This is a genomic window from Flavobacterium fluvii, assembly GCF_900129545.1.
Lineage (GTDB): Bacteria > Bacteroidota > Bacteroidia > Flavobacteriales > Flavobacteriaceae > Flavobacterium > Flavobacterium fluvii.
The window spans coordinates 450648-475194 of the sequence record NZ_FQWB01000003.1 but is presented as its reverse complement, the minus strand read 5'-3'; the positions used below and the strand labels follow the sequence as shown (position 1 = coordinate 475194).

At 37.3% G+C, this 24547-nt stretch carries 18 protein-coding genes; 14 read left to right on the top strand and 4 right to left on the bottom strand.

Annotated features, from left to right (window positions below):
* Window positions 1-524: 524 nt before the first annotated feature.
* Together BUC16_RS09855 and pyrF are read right to left on the bottom strand one after the other, a co-directional pair.
* Window positions 525-1310 (bottom strand): alpha/beta fold hydrolase, encoded by a 786-nt coding sequence (locus tag BUC16_RS09855; RefSeq protein WP_073370190.1) that lies wholly within the window; start codon window positions 1308-1310, stop codon window positions 525-527.
* An 84-nt stretch (window positions 1311-1394) separates the two neighbouring features.
* The gene (pyrF, locus tag BUC16_RS09850; RefSeq protein ID WP_073370188.1) at window positions 1395-2207 is read right to left on the bottom strand and encodes an orotidine-5'-phosphate decarboxylase; all 813 of its coding nucleotides are present in this window, start codon (window positions 2205-2207) and stop codon (window positions 1395-1397) included.
* 314 nt (window positions 2208-2521) lie between these two features.
* On the opposite strand from pyrF, the gene BUC16_RS09845 reads away from it, so the two are divergent.
* From BUC16_RS09845 to BUC16_RS09825, 5 genes are all read left to right on the top strand, one after another.
* Entirely contained in the window at window positions 2522-3088 is a 567-nt protein-coding gene (locus tag BUC16_RS09845; RefSeq protein ID WP_073370186.1) for a helix-turn-helix domain-containing protein, read from the top strand.
* A gap of 5 nt (window positions 3089-3093) precedes the next feature.
* On the top strand, window positions 3094-3540 hold the full coding sequence (locus tag BUC16_RS09840; protein ID WP_073370185.1) for a response regulator: 447 nt from the start codon (window positions 3094-3096) through the stop codon (window positions 3538-3540).
* A gap of 3 nt (window positions 3541-3543) precedes the next feature.
* Window positions 3544-5763 (top strand): PAS domain-containing protein, encoded by a 2220-nt coding sequence (locus tag BUC16_RS09835; RefSeq protein ID WP_073370183.1) that lies wholly within the window; start codon window positions 3544-3546, stop codon window positions 5761-5763.
* A gap of 113 nt (window positions 5764-5876) precedes the next feature.
* Window positions 5877-6497 carry a hypothetical protein gene (locus BUC16_RS09830; protein WP_073370182.1) on the top strand — a complete coding sequence of 207 codons (621 nt, stop codon included), beginning with the start codon at window positions 5877-5879 and terminating at the stop codon, window positions 6495-6497.
* 11 nt (window positions 6498-6508) lie between these two features.
* Entirely contained in the window at window positions 6509-6721 is a 213-nt protein-coding gene (locus BUC16_RS09825; RefSeq protein WP_073370180.1) for a YtxH domain-containing protein, read from the top strand.
* Window positions 6722-6844: 123 nt separating this feature from the next.
* Here the strand turns inward: BUC16_RS09825 and BUC16_RS09820 are convergent, their stop codons facing one another.
* Complete coding sequence (locus BUC16_RS09820; RefSeq protein ID WP_073370179.1) at window positions 6845-9043, bottom strand: DUF5723 family protein; 2199 nt, start codon at window positions 9041-9043, stop codon at window positions 6845-6847.
* 119 nt (window positions 9044-9162) lie between these two features.
* A complete protein-coding gene (prfA, locus tag BUC16_RS09815; RefSeq protein ID WP_073370177.1) occupies window positions 9163-10239 on the bottom strand; it encodes a peptide chain release factor 1 in 1077 nt (358 codons plus the stop codon).
* A 504-nt stretch (window positions 10240-10743) separates the two neighbouring features.
* Between prfA and BUC16_RS09810 the strand changes: the two genes are divergently transcribed.
* The 9 genes from BUC16_RS09810 (at window position 10744) to BUC16_RS09770 (ending at window position 24537) form a co-directional block, all read left to right on the top strand.
* Window positions 10744-11790, top strand: coding sequence for a DUF4917 family protein (locus BUC16_RS09810; RefSeq protein ID WP_073370176.1), 1047 nt, complete (start codon window positions 10744-10746; stop codon window positions 11788-11790).
* A 325-nt stretch (window positions 11791-12115) separates the two neighbouring features.
* The gene (locus BUC16_RS09805; protein WP_073370174.1) at window positions 12116-14425 is read left to right on the top strand and encodes a type IA DNA topoisomerase; all 2310 of its coding nucleotides are present in this window, start codon (window positions 12116-12118) and stop codon (window positions 14423-14425) included.
* Window positions 14426-14574: 149 nt separating this feature from the next.
* Window positions 14575-15048, top strand: coding sequence for a DUF6265 family protein (locus BUC16_RS09800; RefSeq protein ID WP_073370173.1), 474 nt, complete (start codon window positions 14575-14577; stop codon window positions 15046-15048).
* A gap of 196 nt (window positions 15049-15244) precedes the next feature.
* On the top strand, window positions 15245-17596 hold the full coding sequence (locus BUC16_RS09795) for a TonB-dependent receptor (protein WP_073370171.1): 2352 nt from the start codon (window positions 15245-15247) through the stop codon (window positions 17594-17596).
* Between the two features lie 65 nt (window positions 17597-17661).
* Window positions 17662-18789, top strand: a complete 1128-nt coding sequence (locus BUC16_RS09790) for a PepSY-associated TM helix domain-containing protein (protein ID WP_073370170.1) — start codon at window positions 17662-17664, stop codon at window positions 18787-18789.
* 245 nt (window positions 18790-19034) lie between these two features.
* Window positions 19035-20549, top strand: a complete 1515-nt coding sequence (locus tag BUC16_RS09785; RefSeq protein ID WP_073370168.1) for an ankyrin repeat domain-containing protein — start codon at window positions 19035-19037, stop codon at window positions 20547-20549.
* Between the two features lie 71 nt (window positions 20550-20620).
* The gene (locus tag BUC16_RS09780; protein WP_073370167.1) at window positions 20621-21103 is read left to right on the top strand and encodes a DUF2271 domain-containing protein; all 483 of its coding nucleotides are present in this window, start codon (window positions 20621-20623) and stop codon (window positions 21101-21103) included.
* 91 nt (window positions 21104-21194) lie between these two features.
* Window positions 21195-23390 carry a PepSY domain-containing protein gene (locus BUC16_RS09775; protein ID WP_073370165.1) on the top strand — a complete coding sequence of 732 codons (2196 nt, stop codon included), beginning with the start codon at window positions 21195-21197 and terminating at the stop codon, window positions 23388-23390.
* Window positions 23391-23538: 148 nt separating this feature from the next.
* Complete coding sequence (locus BUC16_RS09770; RefSeq protein ID WP_073370164.1) at window positions 23539-24537, top strand: FAD:protein FMN transferase; 999 nt, start codon at window positions 23539-23541, stop codon at window positions 24535-24537.
* Window positions 24538-24547 lie beyond the last annotated feature (10 nt).

The window sequence follows — 24547 nt, the reverse complement described above, 5'->3', positions numbered from 1 at the left end:
TTGCATGAAGTGCCGAGAATTCATGTCAATTCCTTGGGTCAAAAATTTTTAACGTATCTTCAACAAAGTAATAACAAATCCTTAACAGCAAAAAATCCAAAACTATATGATCTTTGCAGAGTAATAAACTGGTTATTTATTATTTGGTTTTGGTTAGTTAAAAAACTGCCGACATTTCAAAATGTCGGCATTTTTGTTTAAAACAATGACGAAACTTCATTATGAAAAAAAATTAAAAAACAGGTTAACATATTTTTATCAAACCTAAATCAAAAAATGCCAAGTTCAAGAAACCTAAGTGAATAAGGCAAAGGCAGTTAGTTTGAAATAATTTTATTCAGACACAAAAAATGCCATCATCAAAGAGGAAAACTTAACTTATATCCAACAAACTAATAACAAATTCTTAACAACGAAACACCCAAAAGTATATGATCTTTGCAGAGTAATAAACTGGTTATTTATTATTTGGTTTTGGTTAGTTAGTAAAAAAAATGTCGAAGTCTTGGGATGTCGGCATTTTTTTATTTTATCAAACCCATAAAAGACAAGACTTCTTTGTTAAAAACCATTGGTTGCTCGACATTGACTACATGTCCGCATTTTTCAATCACAAATAATTGAGATGATTTTTGATGTTTTTCAACCACTAATCGAACGGAAGGCAAAAACATGTAATCTTCCTCGCCCATTACATAAAGTGTTGGAATATTCAATTCTACTTGTCGGAACCACCTCAGCAATGGATTGATTTCGGCAGTGAGTTTGAACCATTTTATGAATTCTTTTTGATACAACTTCTTGGCTTCATTGATAAAAAGCAAACGAGATTGTTTGTGATTCTTTTTGGGCATGATCACAAAGGCAAAAAACTTGTAGAGCACCAAATAAGGCAACACATATTTGAATGCATTCCCCAATTTCATCAAGATTTGCGAGCGAAAATTCATTTTCAGGATGGCTCCACCCAGAATCATGCTTTGCACGCGTTCGGGATGCATTTCGGCCAATTGTCGAATCAAGATGGTGCCGAGAGAAATCCCCACGAAATGTGATTTTTCAATTTTTAGATGGTCGATTACCTCCAAAACATCATTGGCAATCGACTCGAATGTGTATTTTTTTTGGAAAGCCTTTTTGATTTGGATTTTTGAGTTTCCGTGACCACGCAAATCCAGCAACAAAACGTTGTACTGTTTTTTGAAATCCCGAATTTGCTTGAACCAAATAGACGAACTACCGCCAGCACCGTGGACAAAAGTCACCCACTGATCGCTGTTTTCGTTTTTGTATATGATGTAGTTTATCAATGGATTTCTAATTCGTTGCAGTAGAAAAGTTTTAGCCACGAATTCACGAATTATTTTTTTGAATTCGTGAATTCGTGGCTAATTTTATTTTAAAATGGATTCCATTTTCTGTTGCATTTTCAAGGCTTCTTCCCTTGCTTTTTCGGCAAAATCAGTTCCATTGGATGCGTAAATAATGCCTCTTGAAGAATTGATGAGCAATCCTACATTGGCATTCATTCCGTATTTGCAAACTTCGGAAAGACTTCCTCCTTGTGCGCCAACACCGGGAACAAGTAAGAAACTATCAGGGACAATTTTACGGATTTCGGTAAAATATTCGGCTTTGGTAGCGCCCACGACATACATCAGGTTTTCGGAATTTTTCCAATTTTTGGAAGTTTCCAATACTTGTTTGTACAATTCCTTTCCGTCCACGTTCAAGGTCTGGAAATCAAAAGCCCCTTCATTGGAAGTCAAGGCCAACATGATGGTATGCTTGTTATCGAAAGCTAAAAATGGCTCTACCGAATCTTTCCCCATGTAAGGGGCAACGGTGACGCTGTCAAAATTCAAATCTTCGAAAAAAGCTTTGGCATACATGGAGGAAGTATTGCCAATATCGCCTCGTTTGGCATCGGCTATCGTGAAGATTTCAGGGTGATTTTCGTTGATGTAATTGATGGTTTTTTGCAAAGATTGCCAACCCTTAATTCCATAGGCTTCATAAAAGGCCGTGTTGGGTTTATAGGAAACCGTCAAATCGTGCGTGGCGTCAATTATGGCTTTGTTGAATTCAAAAATTGGGTCTTCGAGTTCCAATAGATGTTTCGGAATTTTATTCAAATCAACATCCAATCCTACGCAAAGGAATGATTTTTTGATTTTGATTTGGTCTATAAGTTGCTGTGTAGTCATCGTGAAATTTTGTTCTGCGGCAAATTTACAAACTAGAATCTAATAAACTTGGAATTTTGCAACAATCCTAAAAAATTGTGTTAGCGATTCTCTGTCGTGTCACAATCCCTAGAAATTATTTTTTTTAGGAGGTAGTTCTGTTTTTAACAAATACTTGCCTCAAAAAACAGTTGCCTTTTACTATTTTAGTTTCAAATGTTTTTATTGTCCAAATTAATGGCAACAATTTAAAATCCAGATATTCGTTAAGGAATAGAATGTTTGTCTTTTAACGAAGAGTATTTTTAATTACTTTAGTAAAAAAAAATTAGGGTATGAAGATATTTATAAAGTTTGACTTTAACACGGCTTGTAAAAAAATCCTTGAAGAGAAATTAAACGAATGCCAAATAAAACACAGGATTTTAGGATTTGGGGAAGTTGATTTTTTAGAAAGAGTATCCGCAGAAAAAATGAAATTATTTACCCAATCATTGGGTTCTTATGGAATTGAAATTGTCGAGAATCAAAAAACGGTTTTAATTCAAAAAATCAAGGACGCCATAGTCGACATGGTTTTTAACGAAGACACGAGTGTAAGCGTAAAAAGTTCCGTGTATTTATCGGAAAAACTGGGGTTCACTTATGGTTATTTATCCAATCTTTTTTCTGAAGTAACGTATACTTCCATTGAAAACTTCATCATTCTCCAAAAAATTGAATATACTAAACAGCTAATTATCAACAATCAATTATCTTTAACCGAAATAGCTTTCAAGCTCAATTATTCAAGCGTTGCCCATCTAAGTTCACAGTTTAAAAACACCACTGGCCTAACGCCATCTGCCTTTCAAAGAATAATAAAAAAGCGAAAAGAAATTACCTCTAAAAACATAAACTAAAAAATATGCAGTACGACTCTATAATTATCACCTTGGCAGACGACGACGAAGACGACAGATTATTTTTTACCGATGCTTTCCAGGAATTAAAAATCAACACCATTGTCAATACGGTAAACAATGGCAGAGAATTGCTGAACTTCTTGAATCATCCGGAAACCGTTTTGCCCAACATTATTTTTTTGGATTTGAACATGCCCATTCTAAACGGAATAGATTGTTTGAAAGAAATAAAACGAAACGATAAATTTAACGATATTGCCATTGCCATTTATTCCACCTCATCATCCGATCAAGATGTGGAAAACACTTTTGTTTTAGGGGCCAACATTTACATCAAAAAACCGAGCAACTTCAATGATTTGAAAAAAATATTGTCCGATGTGGTCACCATCAATTGGCAATACCATACCAACGATTTAAACAAAGAAAATTTTTTACTTCGATTATAGTTTATGAAAAACAACAGATATAAATCTTCCATATATCATAAAATTATATTTACCATAAGTTTACTTATACTGTTCCTCATTGGAATAATAACGGTAAAACACATCGACAACATTTCTGGTTCTTCAAAATCACTGATACATTCCTATGAAGTAAATTTGGAATTGGAACATTTATATTCCTACATAAAAGGTTCCGAAAACAGTATGAGAGGCTATTTGATTTCAAAAGATTCTCTCTATCTAAAACTGTATCAAACGGATATAAAAAACATCAATTATTCTTTTTCATCTCTCAAAAAACTGACTGGCAATAATGCTGTCCAACAACAAAATCTACAAGCATTATACAAGATTATCAACACGAGGTATGCGTATATGGATAGTTATTCCAACTTCAACAATAATTTCGATGTCAACAGAAATGACACTTTCAAAAGAAATTTTAACGAAAGCAGCATATTGTTGGCGGAAATTAGGGGTAAACTCAACGAAATGGTGGCTATTGAAAAATCCTTCTTGAAACAGCGCAATTCCATCTACAACAATCAAATATACTTTACGCCTATTTTAACTTTAGGCATCTTGTTCATCACTCTTTTGCTTACCATTTTCACCTATTATAAAACCACGAGAGATATAGAGAAAGTCCAATTGGCCAATATCAAATTGAACAAATCCCAATTTTTAAGTTACCAGGCCGAAATCCTCTCGGAATTTGGCACTTGGGAATGGAATTTAAACACCAATATCATAACTTATTCCGATAATTTATATCGAATCCTGGGAGCAGAACCCCAATCTTTTGAAGCGGGTCAAGATAATTTCATGCAATTTGTCCATCCTGAAGATGTGTCAATTGCCAACAACATTTTTGAAAAAATTATTGCCGACGAAGACTTGCCCCATACCTATTATAGAATTGTTAGACCCGACGGAACAACCCGTATTTTAAGATCGGTCGGAAAATTATTCATAGACAAATTAGGGAACAAAACCGTTCTGGGAGTAACGGGAGACGTTACCGACGAGCACAATAAAAACGAATTGTTGAAAAGCAATTATCAAGATTTAATTGGGGTAAACAACCAACTCAAAATATTTGACGAATCCAGCAAACAAGCCGAAATTCTGGGTAAATATGGAAGTTGGGTTTTAAACTATGACAGCCTTAAATTTACTTATTCCGACAACCAATACAGATTAATGGGTTTTGAACCGCAATCATTTGACCCAAGCATTAAAAACTTGTTGGAAAACATACATCCAGAAGACAAACCTATTGTGGATAAAGCCTACAAGAAAGCTTTAACTTCGATGAAAATTGCCGCCATAAACTATAGAATCATCCGAAAAGATGGAAAAATCAGGCAGTTCAAAACCATTGCAAAACCTTTTACGGATTTAAAGGGCATACAAAGCATGATTGGAACAACGCAAGATGTTACCGAGGATTTCAACAAAAGTTTACAATTAAAACACAGAAACACGGAACTTGAAAAACATGTCAAGGAATTAAATGAATTCAACCAGGTGGCCAGTCACGATTTACAAGAACCTTTGCGAAAAATCCAAACGTTTATTTCTCGAATTAACGACAAGGACAAAGAAAACATGACGGATGCCGGCAAGGAATATTTGTCCAGAATGGAAAAAGCTTCCGACAGAATGAGAGTTCTAATCAATGATTTATTGCAATATTCGAAAGCCAACAGAGCCGAAAAAAATCTGGTGTCAACCAATTTAAATGAAGTCCTGCGCGATAGTTTATTGGAATTGTCCCAAAACATCGAAGACAAGAAAGCAGTTGTCAATTATGCCGAATTGCCTGTAATCAATGGGATTCATTTTCAAATGCAACAGCTTTTCTCCAATTTATTGAGTAATTCATTGAAGTATTCCAAAGAAAATGAAGCACCAATAATTGATATTGATTGTACTGAAATAACGGCCAAAACTGAAGCCGTCCTAAAGGATCGAAGTTTAAAAAAATATTACAAAATAAACTTCACCGACAACGGAATAGGTTTTGAACAAGAATACGCCGAAAAAATATTTTTGCTCTTCAACCGACTTCACGGCAAGACCGAATATCAAGGAACTGGCGTGGGACTCGCCATTTGTAAAAAAATCGTGGAAAACCACAAGGGTTATATTTTTGCCAATGCCCAACTTGGCCAAGGCGCATCATTCACCATTTACCTTCCTGTTCCTGTTCTTGCATAAAGCCAATTGGACTGCAATGAACAACCTTTTATATGGAAATAATATAAGATTATAAACAAATCATGTAATTCATTTCATCTCTTTATAAAGAACTTTGTACCAAAGCAAAGGCCATGAAAAAGAGATGTATACATCGATTAATTCTTTACAATCTATTACTGTTTATTGCAATAATCTTCGCCATTTCGTGTGCTAATAAAGAAAACGAATTCGACAACTTTATCTTTAAAACGGAATATAGCAAGTCTGACGCAATAGATTTTAATTTGGTTGATTGTCTATACGAATCGAACATAAAAATCATCAAACTTTCGAGTATTGCATTCAACCAAACCAAGGATGTAAAAAGACTTGAGCTGCTTTTGAAAATAAAAAGAGACCATCAAAAAATTGATTCCGAATTAAAAAAACTGACCGAAAATAATTTGATAATCCTTTCTAAACTGGCTTATAATTTCAACTTAAACACCGATTCATTAAAAGGGAAAAACGCCAATTTCTACCTTTCAAATGTATTGGTAAACGAGATTGAAAATCAAGTCGTGTTATTTGACAGGATTGGAAATACGACCCAAAATATTGATTTTAGACTATTTGCCATAAAATCAAAAAAAATAGTGCAGACCAATAATGAAGTGTTGAAGAAAACTTTAGATTTAAAACAAGTCAAACACTATATTATTGCATTGGCAAGAACAATCAAAAATACTGCAAACGGAAAAGAAATAATTTAAAAAACAGAAATATGAAAACGAACAAAACACTAATCGGAATTTTGGGAGGAGTCGCAGTAGGCGCAACTTTGGGAGTATTATTTGCACCGGACAAAGGTTCAAATACAAGAAAAAAAATTGTCAAAAAAAGCACGGAGACTACAGATGAGTTAAAAGAAAAACTGGGCAATATCGCCGATTCGGTTTCCGGGAAATACAATTCATTATTGAACAAAGGAAAATAAAACATCTTGTTGAAAACAGCAACAAAATCATTGGACAGCTGAAAAAGAAAGATAAAACAGTCAAGTATTCCCAAAAAAAAGGAGGTCTTTTCAGACCTCCTTTTATATTTTACAAAACCAAGATTATAATTTTCCTTGGTAAATAGTTCCTACGTGAATCACTTCGGTTCTTCTATTTTGGGCTCTACCTTTTGCCGTTTTGTTGCTGGCAACAGGTTTAGTCTCTCCAAAACCTTTGTACGCAAGGTTTTCTGGATTCACGCCTTTGGCAACCAAAGCATCCACGACAGCTTTTGCTCTTGCCTCGGAAAGTTTTTGATTGGATTTGGCATCCCCAACATCATCCGTATGTCCTTCGACAGAGAACTTGGCATTTGGATAATTTTTCAAAATTTCTTTGATGGCTTCCAATCTTCCGTTGGTTTCTCCTTTATCGGCTGTAGCCAAAACCGCTTTTCCAGTCACAAAAAATACTGCTCTTGCTTGTACTTTAAGTTCTCTCAAGGCCGCTTGGGTTACTACTGGACAACCATTGTTGCTTGCCGGTCCAGGAACGGTTGGACAATCGTCTTTCAAATCGGTTACCCCATCTTTGTCTGCGTCACGTTCTGGACAACCTGCATTGGCAACCAATCCTTTTTCGTTTGGACATTTATCGTCTTTGTCTAAAACTTTGTCTCCGTCAGTATCTGGCCAAGGACAACCTTTATTTTCAACAGGTCCAGCAACCGAAGGACAAGCATCCACATTATCCAAAACAGTATCGCTATCTGCATCACCCCAAGGACATCCTTGATTTTCTGACGGTCCAGCCACTGAAGGACATTTGTCGTCTTTATCCACAACCGAGTCTTTATCAGTATCTGGCCAAGGACAACCTTTGTTTTCAACAGGTCCAGCTTCCGTTGGACATTTATCTTCTTTATCCAAGACACCATCCTCGTCGGTATCCTTGAATTTCTTTTCATATACCGGAAATTTAATGCCAAAATACACGTCAGCTGCTTTTGATTCCTTGGAAAACACGTTGGTAATTACAGAGCTGGAACCAACAAAAACTGGTCCAAAACGCAATCCTGCACCCACTTGTGTTCCGCTGTATTCCATGTAATTTATTGGAAGAGTAGCCGTAAACCATCGGGTTTCATATCGAGGTGTCAAAATCCAGGTATCTGCAGAACTCATTTGATTCAAGCCTGCTTTGTCCACTAAACTTAGATTTCCATTAAAGTTCAAATAGAATTTCTTGTACATGTTCCAATCTGCATCAATGTGCAATGCTGTTGGCAAATTAACATTCTGATCTTCAAAAGTCGTGACAGATTTCGTGTATAAAGCCAAGAATTCTTTGATGTCGTCTGCCGAGTCAATTTGGGCCTGGGTAAGCGTTTGGTTAAAATTATAAACTTCTTCTTTTACGTTATTATATTTTATTGAACCCACATCCGTAACAGACAAACCAAAACGCAATTTGTATTTATTCAAGTCCCTGTAATTATTGTCGGTTGCTTTGGCTTTACTCAAATCATACGACTCATAATCCGGTCTCCATTCGTATATCAAACCAAAATCACCACCAAATCCTTTTGAATTGGAATCAAATCTCACGTCTTCGTCTCCGGTGATAAAATCCTGGCTGCTTCCTAAAGTAAGTCCTCCGGTTGTTGTCAATGTAGTTGTATTGGGATTGTTTGTTTTATTGTACTTGGCTGTCATGTTGCCTCCCTGTGCATAGGAATTCACCCCACCAACCAAATATTTGGCGGTCAAACCTCCTTTTAGGAAATGTTGTTTGCTTTGCCATAAAACGGCTCCGTAGGAAACTCCCACTTCACCCCAAGTATGTCCAACCACGTTTGGATCACCCACGACAATATCAAAACCAGCGGCTTCGTCTAAACCATTTCTCAGTTGATTGTATAATTCTCCATTTATCTTGTTCAAATTCACGATGGCCCTGGCTCTAGTATAGATGGCAAGCGAATGTTTTGGAGCGATATTGAACATTACCGAAGGCCCCATCACGTCAGAATACGAGATTCCACCATTATTTCTCAAAGGCGTTCTAACACCATCCGTATTAGGGTCATAAGAACTTTTTGACAAGTCAAATAAACTCAGACCGTAAAAATCATTGTTTAATGAACTACTGGTAGAAAACAAATTGATGTCATATTTAAAACGAGAATCCACTATGGAAGCCGGGTTAAAAAGTGTCCCTTGAACTCCCGCATAATTATCTGAAAAATAACCCATGTAAGACTGGGCATTCGCGGCTAGGGTTGAAAACAGGATGGTTAAAAAAAGTAATTGGTTTTTCATATAAATTGGTTTGAATTAAATATAAAGTTGGTTTTAGTAATTTGATTTATTGCTGGTATAACGTAAAAAAAAACACTTAATTATAAATTAATTAAGTGTTTCTATCTAGTGTCTTTTTTTTAAAATACTTCGCTGGCTTCCTTCAATTTTTCCATGTTGTTGACCAATTGCAATTCGTCAACAATTTTCTGGATGTCACCGTTCATGATATTTCCTAAATCGTACAAGGTCAATCCCACTCTATGGTCGGTCACGCGTCCTTGGGCATAATTGTAGGTTCTAATTTTGGCCGAACGGTCACCGGAACTTACTTGCGAAGTACGTTTGGTGGCATCTTCCGCTTGTTTTTTGGCCAATTCCATTTCATACAAACGGGAACGCAAAACCGTCAAAGCTTTGTCTTTATTCTTGTGTTGCGATTTCTGGTCTTGACATTGCGCCACCAAACCTGTTGGTATGTGCGTCAAACGAACCGCCGATTTTGTGGTATTTACCGATTGTCCACCAGGTCCAGAAGAACAGAAAAAATCTACACGAACATCGTTCATGTCAATTTGCACGTCAAATTCTTCGGCTTCCGGAAGCACCATAACCGTTGCTGCCGAGGTGTGGACACGTCCTTGCGTTTCCGTTTGAGGAACACGTTGCACACGGTGAACGCCTGCTTCAAACTTCAAGGTTCCATAAACATCCTCGCCCGTAACTTCAAAAATCACCTCTTTGAAACCACCCGAAGTTCCTTCGTTCATGTCGACAACCGAAGTTCTCCAACCTTGATTTTCACAATATTTGGTGTACATACGGAACAAATCTCCCGCAAAAATACTGGCTTCATCCCCACCCGTTCCGGCACGAATTTCGACCATCACGTTTTTGGCATCTTCGGGATCTTTAGGAATCAACATAAACTTGATTTCTTCCTCCAATTCCGGCAATCTTTCCTTGGCTTCCTCGAGTTGCATCTTGGCCATTTCGGTCATGTCGGCATCCGAGTTGTCCGAAATTATTTCGTTCGCTTCGTCGATATTCGCCATCAAAATGACATATTCGTCACGCTTTTCGGCCAAAGCTTTTAAATTTTTATACTCTTGATTCAACTGTACATAACGCTTCTGGTCGCTGATTACGTCGGGCTGGATGATCAAGTCCGAAATCTCGTCGAAACGTTGTTTTACTATTTGAAGTCTGTCTAACATATTCTTGTTCCTTTATTTGGAGTGCAAATTTAGTGAAAAGATTGCAGATTTTAGATTGCAGATTTCAGAATTTTTCAAGTAAGCAAAGCAATGCTATTATGCCAAGACTTTTATCCGTCACTTCGAGTGGTTTTTAATGGTAATGCGACAGCTTTACTATTAAAAATTGTATCGAGAAGCCTACAAGAAGTAATGTTCTCGATACATTTTATTAAAAAAGCTGTCGCATTTTTAATAAAACACTCGAACTGACTAATCTTTAACTCAATTTGGCTACTGAACTAGGAAATTGAATAATAAACACAGCACTTACGGTTTTCCGTAAAATTGCTGAATCAAAAGGAGTTACTTTTAAAAAAAGGATTAAAAAAATATTTTTAATCAGTATTTTCATCATTAAGTTATATCTTTGAAAAGAAAACAAATCCTACAAAACAATGCTAATTTAGACAAGGGTTGGTTTTCACATCTATATAAGCTATATACAATTTTAAAAACAAGAATATGAAAATTGACACATTACCCTCTTTTGACGAAGTTGTTAAATCCCTACACCAAAAAAAACGCACAAAACATCTACTATTCGGAAATGGATTTAGTATGGCTTATGATCCAAAAATATTTTCTTACAATGCTTTAAGTACTTTTATTGATGATTCAAAGAATGAACTTCTTATAACCCTATTTTCCATAATTAATACGAAAAACTTCGAATTAATTATGCAACAATTAGATAATTTCGCGGAAATTGCAAAGGTTTTTAGTAATGACCCAGAATTAGTACAAAAAATAGAAAAAGCTAGTTTGACATTAAAAAACAGCTTAATAGAAGCCGTCAAAGAACTTCATCCGGAACATGTTTTTATTATTCCTGAAGAAAAAAGCCAGTGTTGCCATAGTTATCTTAATGATTTTCTTTCAAACGAAGGAAAAGTATTTTCTACCAATTACGATTTACTTCCATATTGGGTATTGATGAGAAATGACTCAAAAATTGCTATAGATGGCTTCGGTAGAGAATTAGAAAATCCAGAAGAAATTATTATAGGTAAAGATGCCGAATTTTCAGAATTGCGATGGGGAAAGTATAAAGAGAAACAAAATGTTTATTACCTACATGGAGCTTTACCAATATTCGATACTGGAATTGATATTGTCAAAGAAGAATACGATTCACATCATTATATATTACAGAAAATTCATGAACGTATGGAAAATAAAGAATATCCAATATTTGTAACAGCTGGAAGTGCAAAAGAAAAACTTAACCATATTATGCACAATAAATATCTGTCATTTTGCTATGATGAACTTTGTAAAATTGAAGGCTCATTAGTGACTTTTGGATTTAATTTTGGCGAATATGATTCCCACATTATAGATGCAATCAATAAGTCAGCTCATTATGGTGCCCGTGGCGGAAATAAATTACATAGCGTTTACATCGGGGTTTTCTCAGACGAAAATCTTGAATATATAGAAAGTATTAAAAGTAAATTTATGTGCAAGGTCAATCTTTACAATGCTAGAACTGCTAAAATTTGGCAATAAAAAGTTATATACCCGATTGCTCGGATATCCACAGCGCTAGCGCAGAATTACCAGCTCTGCGAAGTCTCCCAGCTCTGCAAAGTCTCCAGACTTTGAGGTAGTGAATTTCGGTTTTCAACCGATTTGTTTTTTAGATTTATTTATAACAGTCACAGACTGATACACACATCCTCAAAGTCGGAGACTTTGCGGAGCGAGTCTTGAAAAAACTTTGCGGCTTTGCGGCTTTGCGGCAAAAACCTCTCCCGTTCATAACTCCTAAAGATTTCATTTCGATACCAATTTCTAATTTCCTACTTTGCGGCTTCAAAATTAGAAGGAAAAAATGAAGGTCTGTATTGCCGAGAAACCAAGTGTGGCACGTGAAATAGCATCCGTTTTGGGAGCCAATACCAAGCACGACGGCTATTTTGAAGGCAATGGGTATCAGGTTACCTACACCTTTGGGCATTTGTGCACCTTGAAAGAACCCAACGATTACAAACCGCACTGGAAAAGTTGGGATTTGAACAACCTACCAATGCTTCCTGAAAAATTTGAAACCAAAGTGGTTGATAATGCGGGTATCCAGAAGCAATTCAAAATCATAAAAAGCCTGTTCGACAAAGCCGATTTGGTCATCAACTGCGGGGATGCCGGGCAGGAAGGAGAACTCATCCAGCGTTGGGTGATGAACGAAGCCAATTATAAAGGCGAGGTCAAACGCTTGTGGATTTCCTCCCTGACCACCGAAGCCATCAAAGAGGGTTTTGAAAACCTGAAACCGTCCGCCAACTACGATAATTTATTCTACGCCGGATTTTCCAGGGCCATTGGCGACTGGTTGCTGGGTATGAATGCCACCCGTTTGTACACCGTAAAACACGGCGGGTACAAACAAGTTTTGTCCATCGGACGAGTGCAAACCCCAACCTTGGCAATGGTCGTGGATCGATTCAAGGAAATCGAGAATTTCAAGCCGCAACCGTATTGGGAATTGCAAACTTTGTATCGAGAAACACTTTTCAGCTATGAAGAAGGACGTTTTTTAAATAAAGAAGATGGCGAACTTTTGGCCAACAAAGTCAAGGAAAGCGAGTTCGAAATTGTTTCTGTCGAAAAGAAGAACGGCAATGAATTTGCCCCAAAACTTTTTGATTTAACAGGTTTGCAAGTCTATTGCAATACCAAATTTGGGTTCACGGCAGACGAAACACTTAAAATTGTCCAAACCTTGTACGAACAAAAAGTGGTCACCTACCCCAGAGTAGACACCACGTTCTTGCCCAGCGACATCTATCCAAAAGTGCCCGGCATTCTGCAAAAGTTGACCAATTACGCTGCCTTGACGCAACCGCTTTTGGAAAAAAAGATCAAGAAATCGCCCAAGGTTTTCAACGACAAGAAAGTAACCGATCACCACGCGATTATTCCAACGGGGATGCAAAGCAATTTGCAATACAACCAACAGCAAGTATATGATATTATTACAAGGCGTTTTATTGCCGTGTTTTATGACGATTGCTTGGTTGCCAACACCACAGTGATGGGAAAAGCTGCCGAAGTCTTATTCAAAACCACCGGAAAAGAAATCTTGAAAAAAGGCTTTCGTGTCGTGTTTGATACTTCGTCTACGCTCAGTACAAACGCCAAAGAAAAAGAAGCCGACATTTTGCCGAGTTTTGTCGTGGGCGAAAAAGGCCCGCACGAACCCTCGTTTTTGGAAAAAGAAACCAAACCGCCCAACCAGTTTACGGAAGCCACTTTGTTGCGCGCCATGGAAACTGCCGGCAAACAAGTGGACGACGAAGACCTCCGCGAATTGATGAAAGAAAACGGAATTGGACGACCATCCACGCGAGCCAATATTATTGAAACTCTTTTTAGACGCCAATACATTGTTCGAAACAAGAAACAGGTTTTGCCGACACCAACAGGAATCCAGCTGATTGACACCATTCAAAATGATTTGGTCAAGTCGGCAGAATTGACTGGTTCCTGGGAAAAGCAGTTGAAAGACATTGAAAAAGGAACTTTTACGGCTGGCGCGTTTATCAAGAACATGAAACTGATGGTCGAGGAATTGGTCTATGAGGTTCGAAGAGAAACTAGACACGCCAACATTTCGCACGCAGGAAGTGTACAGAAACAGGAAGCCGTTGTCGAGAAAAAGAAAGCCGAAGGAATTTTGTCCGAAGTCTGTCCGAAATGCAAAAAAGCAAACCTTATCAAGGGAAAATCCGCTTATGGCTGTGGCGATTACAAGGCCGGTTGTCGTTTTGTATTGCCTTACACTTTTGCGGATAAAAAAATATCCGAGAACCAATATTTGCGCTTGCTCCAAAAAGGATCGACCGTAAACTTGAAAGATTTCAAAACCGATGCCGGCATTGTGGAAGGTTTGCTTCGCTTTGACGATAATTTCGAACTAAAATTGGAGCCAAAGAAAACAGCAGTGAAACCAACATCGGATGCATTGTCCTGTCCGAAATGTGAAAAAGGAACCGTTATCAAAGGAAACACCGCTTACGGTTGCAGCGGCTATAAATCGGGCTGCGATTTTAAAGTGTCGTTTGAGGTGGTCAGGGCGAAACTAAAAGACCAGAAACCCACCAAGGAATTGGTTTATGGTATTTTGAAAGAAAGTGTTTCATAATTTATTTTACCGCAGATTCGCAGATTTCAAATTTTATAATCTGCGAATCTGCGGTTATTTCGAAAACTTATACTTTTGCTTTCCATCTTGGGCTAATTGCAAACTTTTTCTTAATTTTGAAACGCTCAATCAATCAAATCATTCATCTTATGAAAAAAGTAATTCTATTTCTTTTTACAATCCTGATATTCACTTCCTGCCAGAAATCAAAGGAAGTTTCCAAAATAGTGGTTGCAGATTGGCTTTTGGGCAATTGGGAAAACAAATCGGACGATGGCCATTTATTGGAAACTTGGAAAAAAGTGAACGACAGCCTTTATGATGGTGAAAGCTACTTTATAAAAGGAAAAGACACTTTGCATTTCGAAAAAATCCAAATGAAACAAAAAGGCGAAAACCTTTTTTACATTGCAACCGTAAAAGGCCAAAACAATAATAAACCCGTAACTTTTATGCACAACGATACCATCGAGAAACAATTGGTATTTGAAAATCCGAAACACGACTTTCCCCAAAAAATTTCGTATTCGCTGATTACAAAAGACAGCATCGTAATCCAGATTTCTGGAATCCAACAAGGAAAACCCAGCTCGGAACGTTTTTCGATGAAGAAAAGCAAGTAGAAAACCACCCTTTTTTCAACTTAATCAAGAATCCTGCTCCCTAAAAGCAGGATTCTTTTTTAGGATAAAACCCTCTCAAGCAACACTTAAAATAATGTTAACAACTATTATTAAGATTTATTCTAAATAAGTTTTGCCAAACCAAAAATGGTTTTTATATTTGCCTTGTTATTTTTAATCAATCTAAATAAGCAACATGAAATATTTTTTACTTTCAACATTATTTTTCTTTTCTCTTGTGAGTTGGGCACAACATGCCAATACAGGAAACATCAAAGGAACTGTGGGAACTAGCGACGGCAAGCCAGCCGAGGGAGTCTCAATTTCTGTAAAAGCATTAAACAGAACAACCATCGCCAATAATGATGGTGAATTTGAACTTAGAAGCATTCCAGCAGGAACACATACTTTAATTGTTACTTTGGTAGGTTATACTGATTTGGAGCAAGAAGTTGAAGTAAAAACAGGAGAAACATCCCAGGTCACTCTTCAACTTGGATTATCCAATAACCAATTGAACGAAGTGGTCGTTTTAAGCAACAAAAGTGCTTTCAAAACCAACAGAATTTCATCCTCGTTGCGTCTGGATTCAAAAATTATCGAGATTCCGCAAAACATTCAGGTTGTCACTGGAAAATTAATTCAGGATCAACAAATTTATGATATGCTGGAAGGTGTAACCCGTAACGTGAGTGGAGCGACAAGAGTGGAACACTGGGATAATTATGCCAACATCAACATGAGAGGTAGCCGAGTGGCACCTTTTAGAAACGGAATGAACGTGAGTACTACTTGGGGACCATTGACAGAGGATATGAGTATGGTGGAACGTATCGAATTTGTAAAAGGCCCTGCTGGATTTATGCTTTCCAACGGAAACCCGAGCGGACTTTATAATGTGGTAACCAAAAAACCAAGTGGGCGAAACAAAGGAGAAGCCAATATTACATTTGGAAGTTTTGACATGTACAGAGCCTCTCTTGATTTAGACGGAAAACTGTCAAAAGATGGAAAATTATTGTACCGTATTAATGTAATGGGACAAGCCAAAGGCAGTCACCGTGACTATGATTACAACAACCGCTACTCCATTGCACCAGTATTAAAATATTTGGTAGATGACAAAACTGCCATTACATTGGAATACACCCATCAATTCTCTGAAGTAAATATTATTGGTTCCAACTATGTTTTTTCTAAAAAAGGATATGCCGATTTACCTAGAGATTTTACTACTGGCGAACCGAATTTTTCTCCAACAAAAATGAACGACAAAAGCCTCCTTGCCATTTTAGACCACAAAATAAGCAACAATTGGAAGTTCACCGGACAAGCCTCATACTTCAATTATACCCAAGTGGGAATGTCGATGTGGCCTGATGCCATTGTAGGTGTTAACGACAGCATCATGAAAAGACGTGTGTATATTTCAGAAGATTATGCAGTGGCAAAAACAGGTCAGTTTTTCCTAAACGGACAGGAAAAAACAGGTTCCATCAATCATAAAATACTCACCGGTATTGACTTGAGTGACAAAATCAATTATTATGACTGGGTTCAAAGCGCCTTACTTACCGATCTCAACATTTACAAACCTGTTTATGGAACTGTTACTCCTGCCAATATGCCTGTTTTTGACAGAAGTATTGACATCAAAACAAGAGGACTTCAATATAAAAATGGGTATACCGCCTTTTATGCACAAGACGAAATTGGTTTTTTTGAAGAAAAACTTCGTTTAACATTGGCCGGCAGATATACCACATTAAAAACATCTGACGTATATTCTGGAGCTTTCAAAGACAGCAAATTCACGCCTCGTCTTGGTTTGAGTTATTCCATCAACAAAAACACGTCTGTTTATTTTTTAAGGGATGAGTCCTTTAACGAAAACTACGGAACCGATTGGGAAGGGAAAAGTTTTGACCCGCTAACAGGAACCAATCTTGAACTTGGTTTCAAAAGAGATTGGATGAATGGAAAATGGAATTCAGTATTTACCGTGTACCAAATCACAAACAATAACATACTTACCCCAGACCCTGAACACTCTGGAGCAATACAATTCAGCAAACAAGGCGGACAACAAAAGGTAAAAGGTTTTGAAGCCGATATTAGAGGAGAAATCTTCAAAAATCTTGACGTAATCATCAACTATGCTTTTACTGAAGCAAAAATTACTGAAGATACCGATCCAACATTAATAGGGACTCAAGTTGCGGGAACATCAAAACACGTTCAAAATGCTTGGTTGAATTATAAAATAGACAATGGTGCCTTGAATGGCTTTGGACTTTCTTTGGGATACCAATATCAAGTGGACAGAAAACCTTGGTTTGCATCTAACGATGAAACGCAATTACCCGATTATTTCCGTTTGGATGGTGGGGTAACGTACACCAAAAACAAAATGACATTTAATCTTACGGTCAACAATATATTAGACGCATATTTGTATTCTGGAGGATATTATACCTATAACGAAACCTATTACTGGCAATCGGAACCGGGAACCAATTTACGTTTGTCGGTAGGTTATAAATTTTAGTTTTGAGTTAGTTAGTTTTATTTAATTGAACTCCTCATTTTGGTGGGGAGTTTTATCCATTTTTAATGAAAAATAATAATATCAAAAAAGCAATAGGAAAAATACATTTATGGCTCGGATTGTCTTCGGGCATAATTGTGTTTATTATTGCCATTACAGGCTGCCTGTATGCTTTCCAGGAAGAAATTCAAAATTACACCGAGGAATACCGTTTTGTCGAAAAACAAGACAAACCCTTCCTACTGCCTTCCCAATTGGAACAAATTGCAAAAAAAGAACTTCCCGACAAAGCCCTGCATTCCGTTAAATACAATGGAGGAGAAAAATCTGTTGAAGCCATATTTTTTCATTATGAACCCACTTATTATCATATTGTTTACCTGAATCCATATACTGGAAAAGTACTGGAAAAGGTCAATATGGAAGAAGGATTTTTCCATTTTATCCTCGACGGACATTACTATCTTTGGCTACCAGAGGAAATTGGACAAACAGTGGCAGCTTCGGCAACTTTGATATTTCTTGCACTAATAATTTCAGGTCTAGTCCTTTGGTATCCCAGAAATAAAAATGCCACAAAACAACGTTTCCGGTTCAAATGGAAAAAAGGAACAAAATGGAAACGCAAAAATTATGACCTGCATAACATAACTGGTTTTTATGTGTGTTTAATTGCCTTCATTTTTGCAATTACAGGTTTAGTTTGGGGTTTCCAATGGTTTGCCTACTCTTATTACACTGCACTTGGAGGAGAAAAATCATTGATTTATGAAGATCCAATTTCAAAGAAAACCACTCCAACCACGGAAAAGGCATTGGATAAAATCTGGTTATCAATGAAAAAAGAATATCCTCACGCCAAATCCATTGAAGTACATCCACCAGAAACTGACAGCACGGCTATTGCCGTCAGCATCAATCCGGAGGAAGGAACTTACTGGAAAATCAATTACCGTTATTTTGACCAATACACTTTGGAAGAAAAAGAAGTGAACCACATTTTTGGCAAATACGAAAATGCCGGTCTTGCCGATAAAATAATGCGAATGAATTATGACATCCACACCGGAGCGGTATTTGGATTGGCTGGAAAAATATTTGCTTTTTTAATCAGCTTGCTCATTGCCAGCCTTCCCTTATCAGGGTTTTATATTTGGTGGGGACGAAACAAGAAAAAAACAGCAGTCGCTTAGACATAATTTTCTTTAAAAAAATGAAAGGTTTAAAGCTGTTGCTTTAAACCTTTCGTTGTTTTTACCGTCTAAATTCAAGAAAAATTTCAAAAAAAAAGCACAAAAAACAACTCGTAAAAGGGCAATATTAATATGTATTTGTAATATTAATTTTTATATTTGCATTATTTTTATTTAATCTAAATAACAAGAATAGATTTAAATAAACACCCTACCAATTAACAAGAACCTTTATAAAAAAATTTATGAAAAAGAATTTCTTTATTTCATTAGCCTTAGCCGCTACTTCATTTGTTAGTGCGCAACAAAAAAACCCGCTTTTGGAGCAGTCTTTTTGGAAAACAGCCCCAGATGTAACCGCTGTTAAAGCCGAAATTGCAAAAGGCAACAGCCCGTCGGCATCAACTCCAAATGCCTTTGATGTAACCGTAATGGCCATAAACAATGATGCACCGGCAGCCACCATAAAATTCTTGCTGGAACAACCCGGAAATAACGTTTCTAAATCCACGCACGACAATCGTATTTATCTTCACTGGGCTGCCAACAAAGGAAATGCTGAAATCGTGGAATACCTCATCGCTAAAGGGTCAGACATTAACCTGGAAGACAGCAAAGGAGAGACTCCCCTAACTTTTGCAGCCGTTAGCGGTCAAACCAACACGGCAATTTATGACGCCTTTTTTAAAGCGGGAACCAGTCCAACGAAAAAATACAAAGACGGCTTAAACCTGCTCCTCATGGCAATTCCATCGGATAAAAACCTTGCGCTGACCAATTATTTTATTTCCAAAGGATTGTCGCTTAAAGATGTCGACAACGATGGTAATACCGCTTTCGATTATGCCTCCAAATCGGGCAACACAACACTATTGAAATCACTGTTGGAAAAAGGAGTGAAATATACTGACAATGCTTTAATCTTTGCCGCACAAGGTTCTCGTAGAGACGCAACTCCCCTTGAAACCTATAAATACCTGGTGGAGGATTTGAAATTAAAACCAACGGTAACTTCTAAAGCCGGAGAAACTGTACTCCATTTTTTGGCAACAAAACCAAACCAAACCGAGATCATCAACTACTTTTTGTCCAAAGGAGTAGATGCCAACAAAGCCGACAACGACGGAAACACTCCTTTGATGGTTGCTGCTTCGGCTAGAGATACAGCAGCATTGCAACTGTTATTGTCTATTGTGAAAAACAACAACATTCAAAACAACAAAGGAGAATCGGCATTGACGATGTCCATAAAATTGGGAACTCCTGAAGCGGCATCACTGCTTTTAGAAAAAGGAGCCGATGTAAAAGTACTGGACAAAGATGGAAACAACTTGGGGTTTTATTTAGTTCAATCTTACCGTCCACAAATGACAATGGGTCGTAATCCAGAGTCGTCCACTGCACCCAAACAAGAACCTTTTGCCGCTAAAATAAAATTGCTGCAGGACAAAGGACTAAACTTGGCCACTCCACAAAAAGACGGAAGTACATTATACCATTTTGCAGTAGTCAAAAACGACTTGGTTTTACTAAAGAAAATTGCCGATTTAAAAATCGACATCAACGCCAAAAACAAGGATGGTTTAACTGCTTTGCACAAAGCTGCAATGATTTCTAAAGACGATGTTATCTTGAAATACTTGGTTTCCATCGGCGCCAAAACAGATATCAAAACCGATTTTGACGAAAGTGCCTTCGCCTTGGCAAAAGAAAACGAGTCTTTGACAAAAAACAACGTATCAATAGAATTTTTAAAATAATCTTTTTAGTGATTGGCAATTAGTTTCCGCTTTTCACTAATTATCTCAAAATAAAAAGAAATTATCTGTATATGAAATCAATACTAAAAATAAGCCTAACTACAGCCCTAATCTGCCTATTGTCTTTTCAAGCCACGGCACAAACCAGCAAGTACAAATGCATGCTTCAAATGTCGAACTATGTCGGTGAAGGCGCTTACGTGGTAGTTTCGCTTATCAATGCAAAAGGCGAATACGAAAAAACACTTTATGTGATGGGCGAGGACAAAAAATGGTATAAAACCCTTAAAGAATGGAATAAATTTCATTCCAAAAAACAAGAAAATATCAGCGCCAAAACAGGAGCTTCGGTTACTGGTGGAGATCGCAGCATCACCACGATAGAAATTGAAGATTCAAAAATCAACAAAGGATACAAATTACGCTTTGAAACCTCTGTGGAAGATCAAAAATATTATGTGACTGATATTGAAATCCCTCTGACAACCGAAGGAATTGCGGCAAAAACAGAAGGTAAAGGTTATATTCGCTACGTAAGATTAAACAAAATCTAAAAAAAAACAGCTTTTGCATTAAACCATATAAGTCATATAAGATTTTACAAAACGTAAACTTATATGACTTATATGTTAAAATTTATTATCAATGACTCTTTCTTTTTGGCGTTACTCCCACTTGGCTTTGGCCGTTTTTTCTGCCGCATTTTTGATATTGGCATCCGTAACCGGTGTCATTCTCGCCGTTGATGCCATACAAGAAAAAACACCAGGGTATAGAGTGGAAAACTTCGATTCCATAACCTTGGGAGAAACCTTGCCTGTACTTCGCAAAACCTATCCTGAAATAACAGAATTGAACGTGGATCACAATCAATTTGTAACGTTGCAAGGTATCGACCAAGAAGACAATGATGTAAACGCCTATATCGACCCCAGAACTGGAAAAATACTGGGAGAACCCATCAAAAAAAGCGAGTTTATACAATGGACAACTGCACTCCATCGTTCCTTATTTCTTAAAGAAACAGGCCGTTTTATCGTGGGTTTTATTTCTTTTCTGTTAGTGTTGATTTCCATTTCTGGTTTTGCCCTCGTTTTGAACAGGCAAAGAAGCATTCGAAGTTTGTTTTCCAAAATTGTAAAAGAAAATTTCGCCCAATATTATCACGTTTTCTTAGGCCGATTGTCGCTAATTCCCATTCTGGTCATTGCACTTTCGGGAACCTATTTGACATTGGAAAAATTTAATTTTTTCCTCGAAAAAACAGATTCAGAAGAAAAAACTGAAATTGTAAAAACCCCAACTATTTCAAAAAAAGAGGATTCTTCCATTTTCAAAACCACGCTTTTGTCGGATGTCCAAAAAATTGAATTCCCTTTTTCGGATGATCCAGAAGAATATTACATCATTACATTAAATGACCGAGAAATCGAAGTCAACCAAATTACCGGTACTTTGGTAAGTGAATCCAAGTCTCCAATGACAACCCAATTATCGGATTTGAGTTTGGATTTACATACGGGACGAACCAGTATTTTGTGGGCAATAATCTTGGGAATAGCAAGTTTAAACATTTTGTTTTTCATCTATTCGGGTTTTGCAATGACCTTGAAACGAAGAGCCAGTCGCATCAAAAACAAATACGGTGCCGAGGAAAGTAAATTTATTTTCTTGGTAGGTTCCGAAAATGGAAGCACACTTCGATTTGCCAATGCCATCCACAAACAATTGCTCGCCCACGGAGAAAAAGTTTTCCTTGCTGAATTGAATAATTATGCCGCCTATCCAAAAGCCGAGCATCTTGTCATTTTCACTTCTACCCACGGATTGGGGGATGCTCCCGCCAATGCAAACAAATTCATTTCTCTTGTAAACAAAACCGAACAACAGCAAAAAATCAATGTGTCGGTGGTGGGTTTTGGTTCAAAATCCTATCCTGATTTTTGTGGTTTTGCCCATGAAATCGATACTGAATTAGCCAAGCAAACTTGGGCGGAACGTTTTCTGGAACTACAAACCATAAACGACAAATCTTCTGAAGAATTTGTAGTTTGGGTAAAATTATGGAGCGACAAAACAGGAATTCCTCTTTATACCACTCCATCAATTTATAATGAAGTGCCAAAAGGCTTGCAAAAGCTCAAAGTATTGGACAAAACCAGCATTTCAGATACCGAACATACTTTTATACTCACGTTGCAGGCCAATGTCAATGCCAAATTTACTTCGGGAGATTTATTGGCCATTTATCCTGCAAACGACAATCGAGAACGCCTCTACTCCATAGGAAATCACGATGACAACATACAATTGGTGGTAAAATTGCATCCTTCAGGTTTAGGATCAAGCTATTTATATAATGTTGAAAAGGGTTCGATTATAAAAGCTCGAATCATTAATAACACTGCTTTTCATTTTCCGAAAAAAGCTTCCAAAGTTGCCTTAATTTCGAATGGAACCGGTATTGCTCCCTTTCTTGGAATGATGGAACAAAACAAGAAAAAAACAGCAATTCATTTGTATTGCGGTTTTAGAACTGAAACAGAAACTGTTTCGGGCTATAAAAAATTTGCCGATAAAATGATCCAGAAACAGCAACTCCAAAGTTTTCATTTGGCTTTATCTCGTGAAGACAACCATTTTTACGTGATGGATTTAATCAAGCGAGATGCTGATTTTTTTATGGATTTATTAATGCACGGAGGCGTTATAATGATTTGCGGTTCATTGGCCATGCAAAAGGACGTAGAATCTGCCCTTGATGAATTATGCCTTGTCAAAACAGCTAAAGGAATTGCAGATTATAAAGCCAAAGGACAAATAGTGACTGATTGTTATTAAATCCGCTCCCCAACCCTATCCTAAGAAGAGGGAGCTAAAACTGGATTAATTCGATTTTCCTGCAAGGTCTTTTTTTGACCTTGTAGGTATTAGATCAAAAGCAACACCTACAAGGTTTTGAAAACCTTGCAGGAATAAAATAAACTTTATGTCAAAACACCTATTTCTTTTTCTTTTTTTAATCACTTTTGGCTTCACCAGCCACGGTCAAGTCTTGCGAAAAAGAACCACTTTGTTGATGGGAGGACGTTTTGACATCACCATTGTTGCCAAAGATTCGTTATCGGCTGAACAAAATATAGATATTGTCATTGCCGAAATCACAAGAATAGAGAATTTGATATCCGACTGGAAACCTACTTCTCAAGTTTCCGAAGTGAACCAAAATGCGGGTATTCGTCCCGTAAAAGTGGACAAGGAAGTTTTTGAATTAACGCAAAGAGCCATTCGATTTTCTGAAATGACCAATGGAGGTTTTGACATCAGCTTTGCGGCGATGGACAGAATCTGGAAATTTGACGGCTCCATGACCGAGATGCCTTCGGCGGAAGCCATTAAAAAATCAGTAGAAAAAGTGGGGTATAAAAACATCATTCTGGACAGTGTTCAATCGACCATTTTCCTTAAACTAAAAGGAATGAAAATTGGATTTGGTGCATTGGGAGAAGGATATGCCACCGATAAATGCAGGGCCATAATGCTTGCCAAAGGCATTAATGCCGGAATAGTCAACGGATCGGGCGACATGAGTACCTGGGGGAAACAGCCTAGTGGAAAACCCTGGAATATTGGCATTACGAATCCCTTCCATCCTGATAAACTTTTGGCGGTCGCTCCGTTGGGACAAGAAGCCGTAACTACGTCCGGAAGCTATGAAAAATTTGTAGTTTTTGATGGCAAACGTTATTCACACATCATCAATCCGGCAACAGGTTATCCTGCCACGGGGCTTTGCAGTGTGACGGTTTTTGGCCCGAATGCCGAAACAGCCAACGGACTGAGTACTTCGTTGATGGTATTGGAAAAAACTGCAGGATTGGACCTACTCAACCAATTCCCTGATTATAGTTGCGTAATGATTACCGACAATGGAAATGTAGTAAAATCAAAAAACTTCAAAATCAAGAAATTTAAGGCGAGACTTTAATTACGGTAGC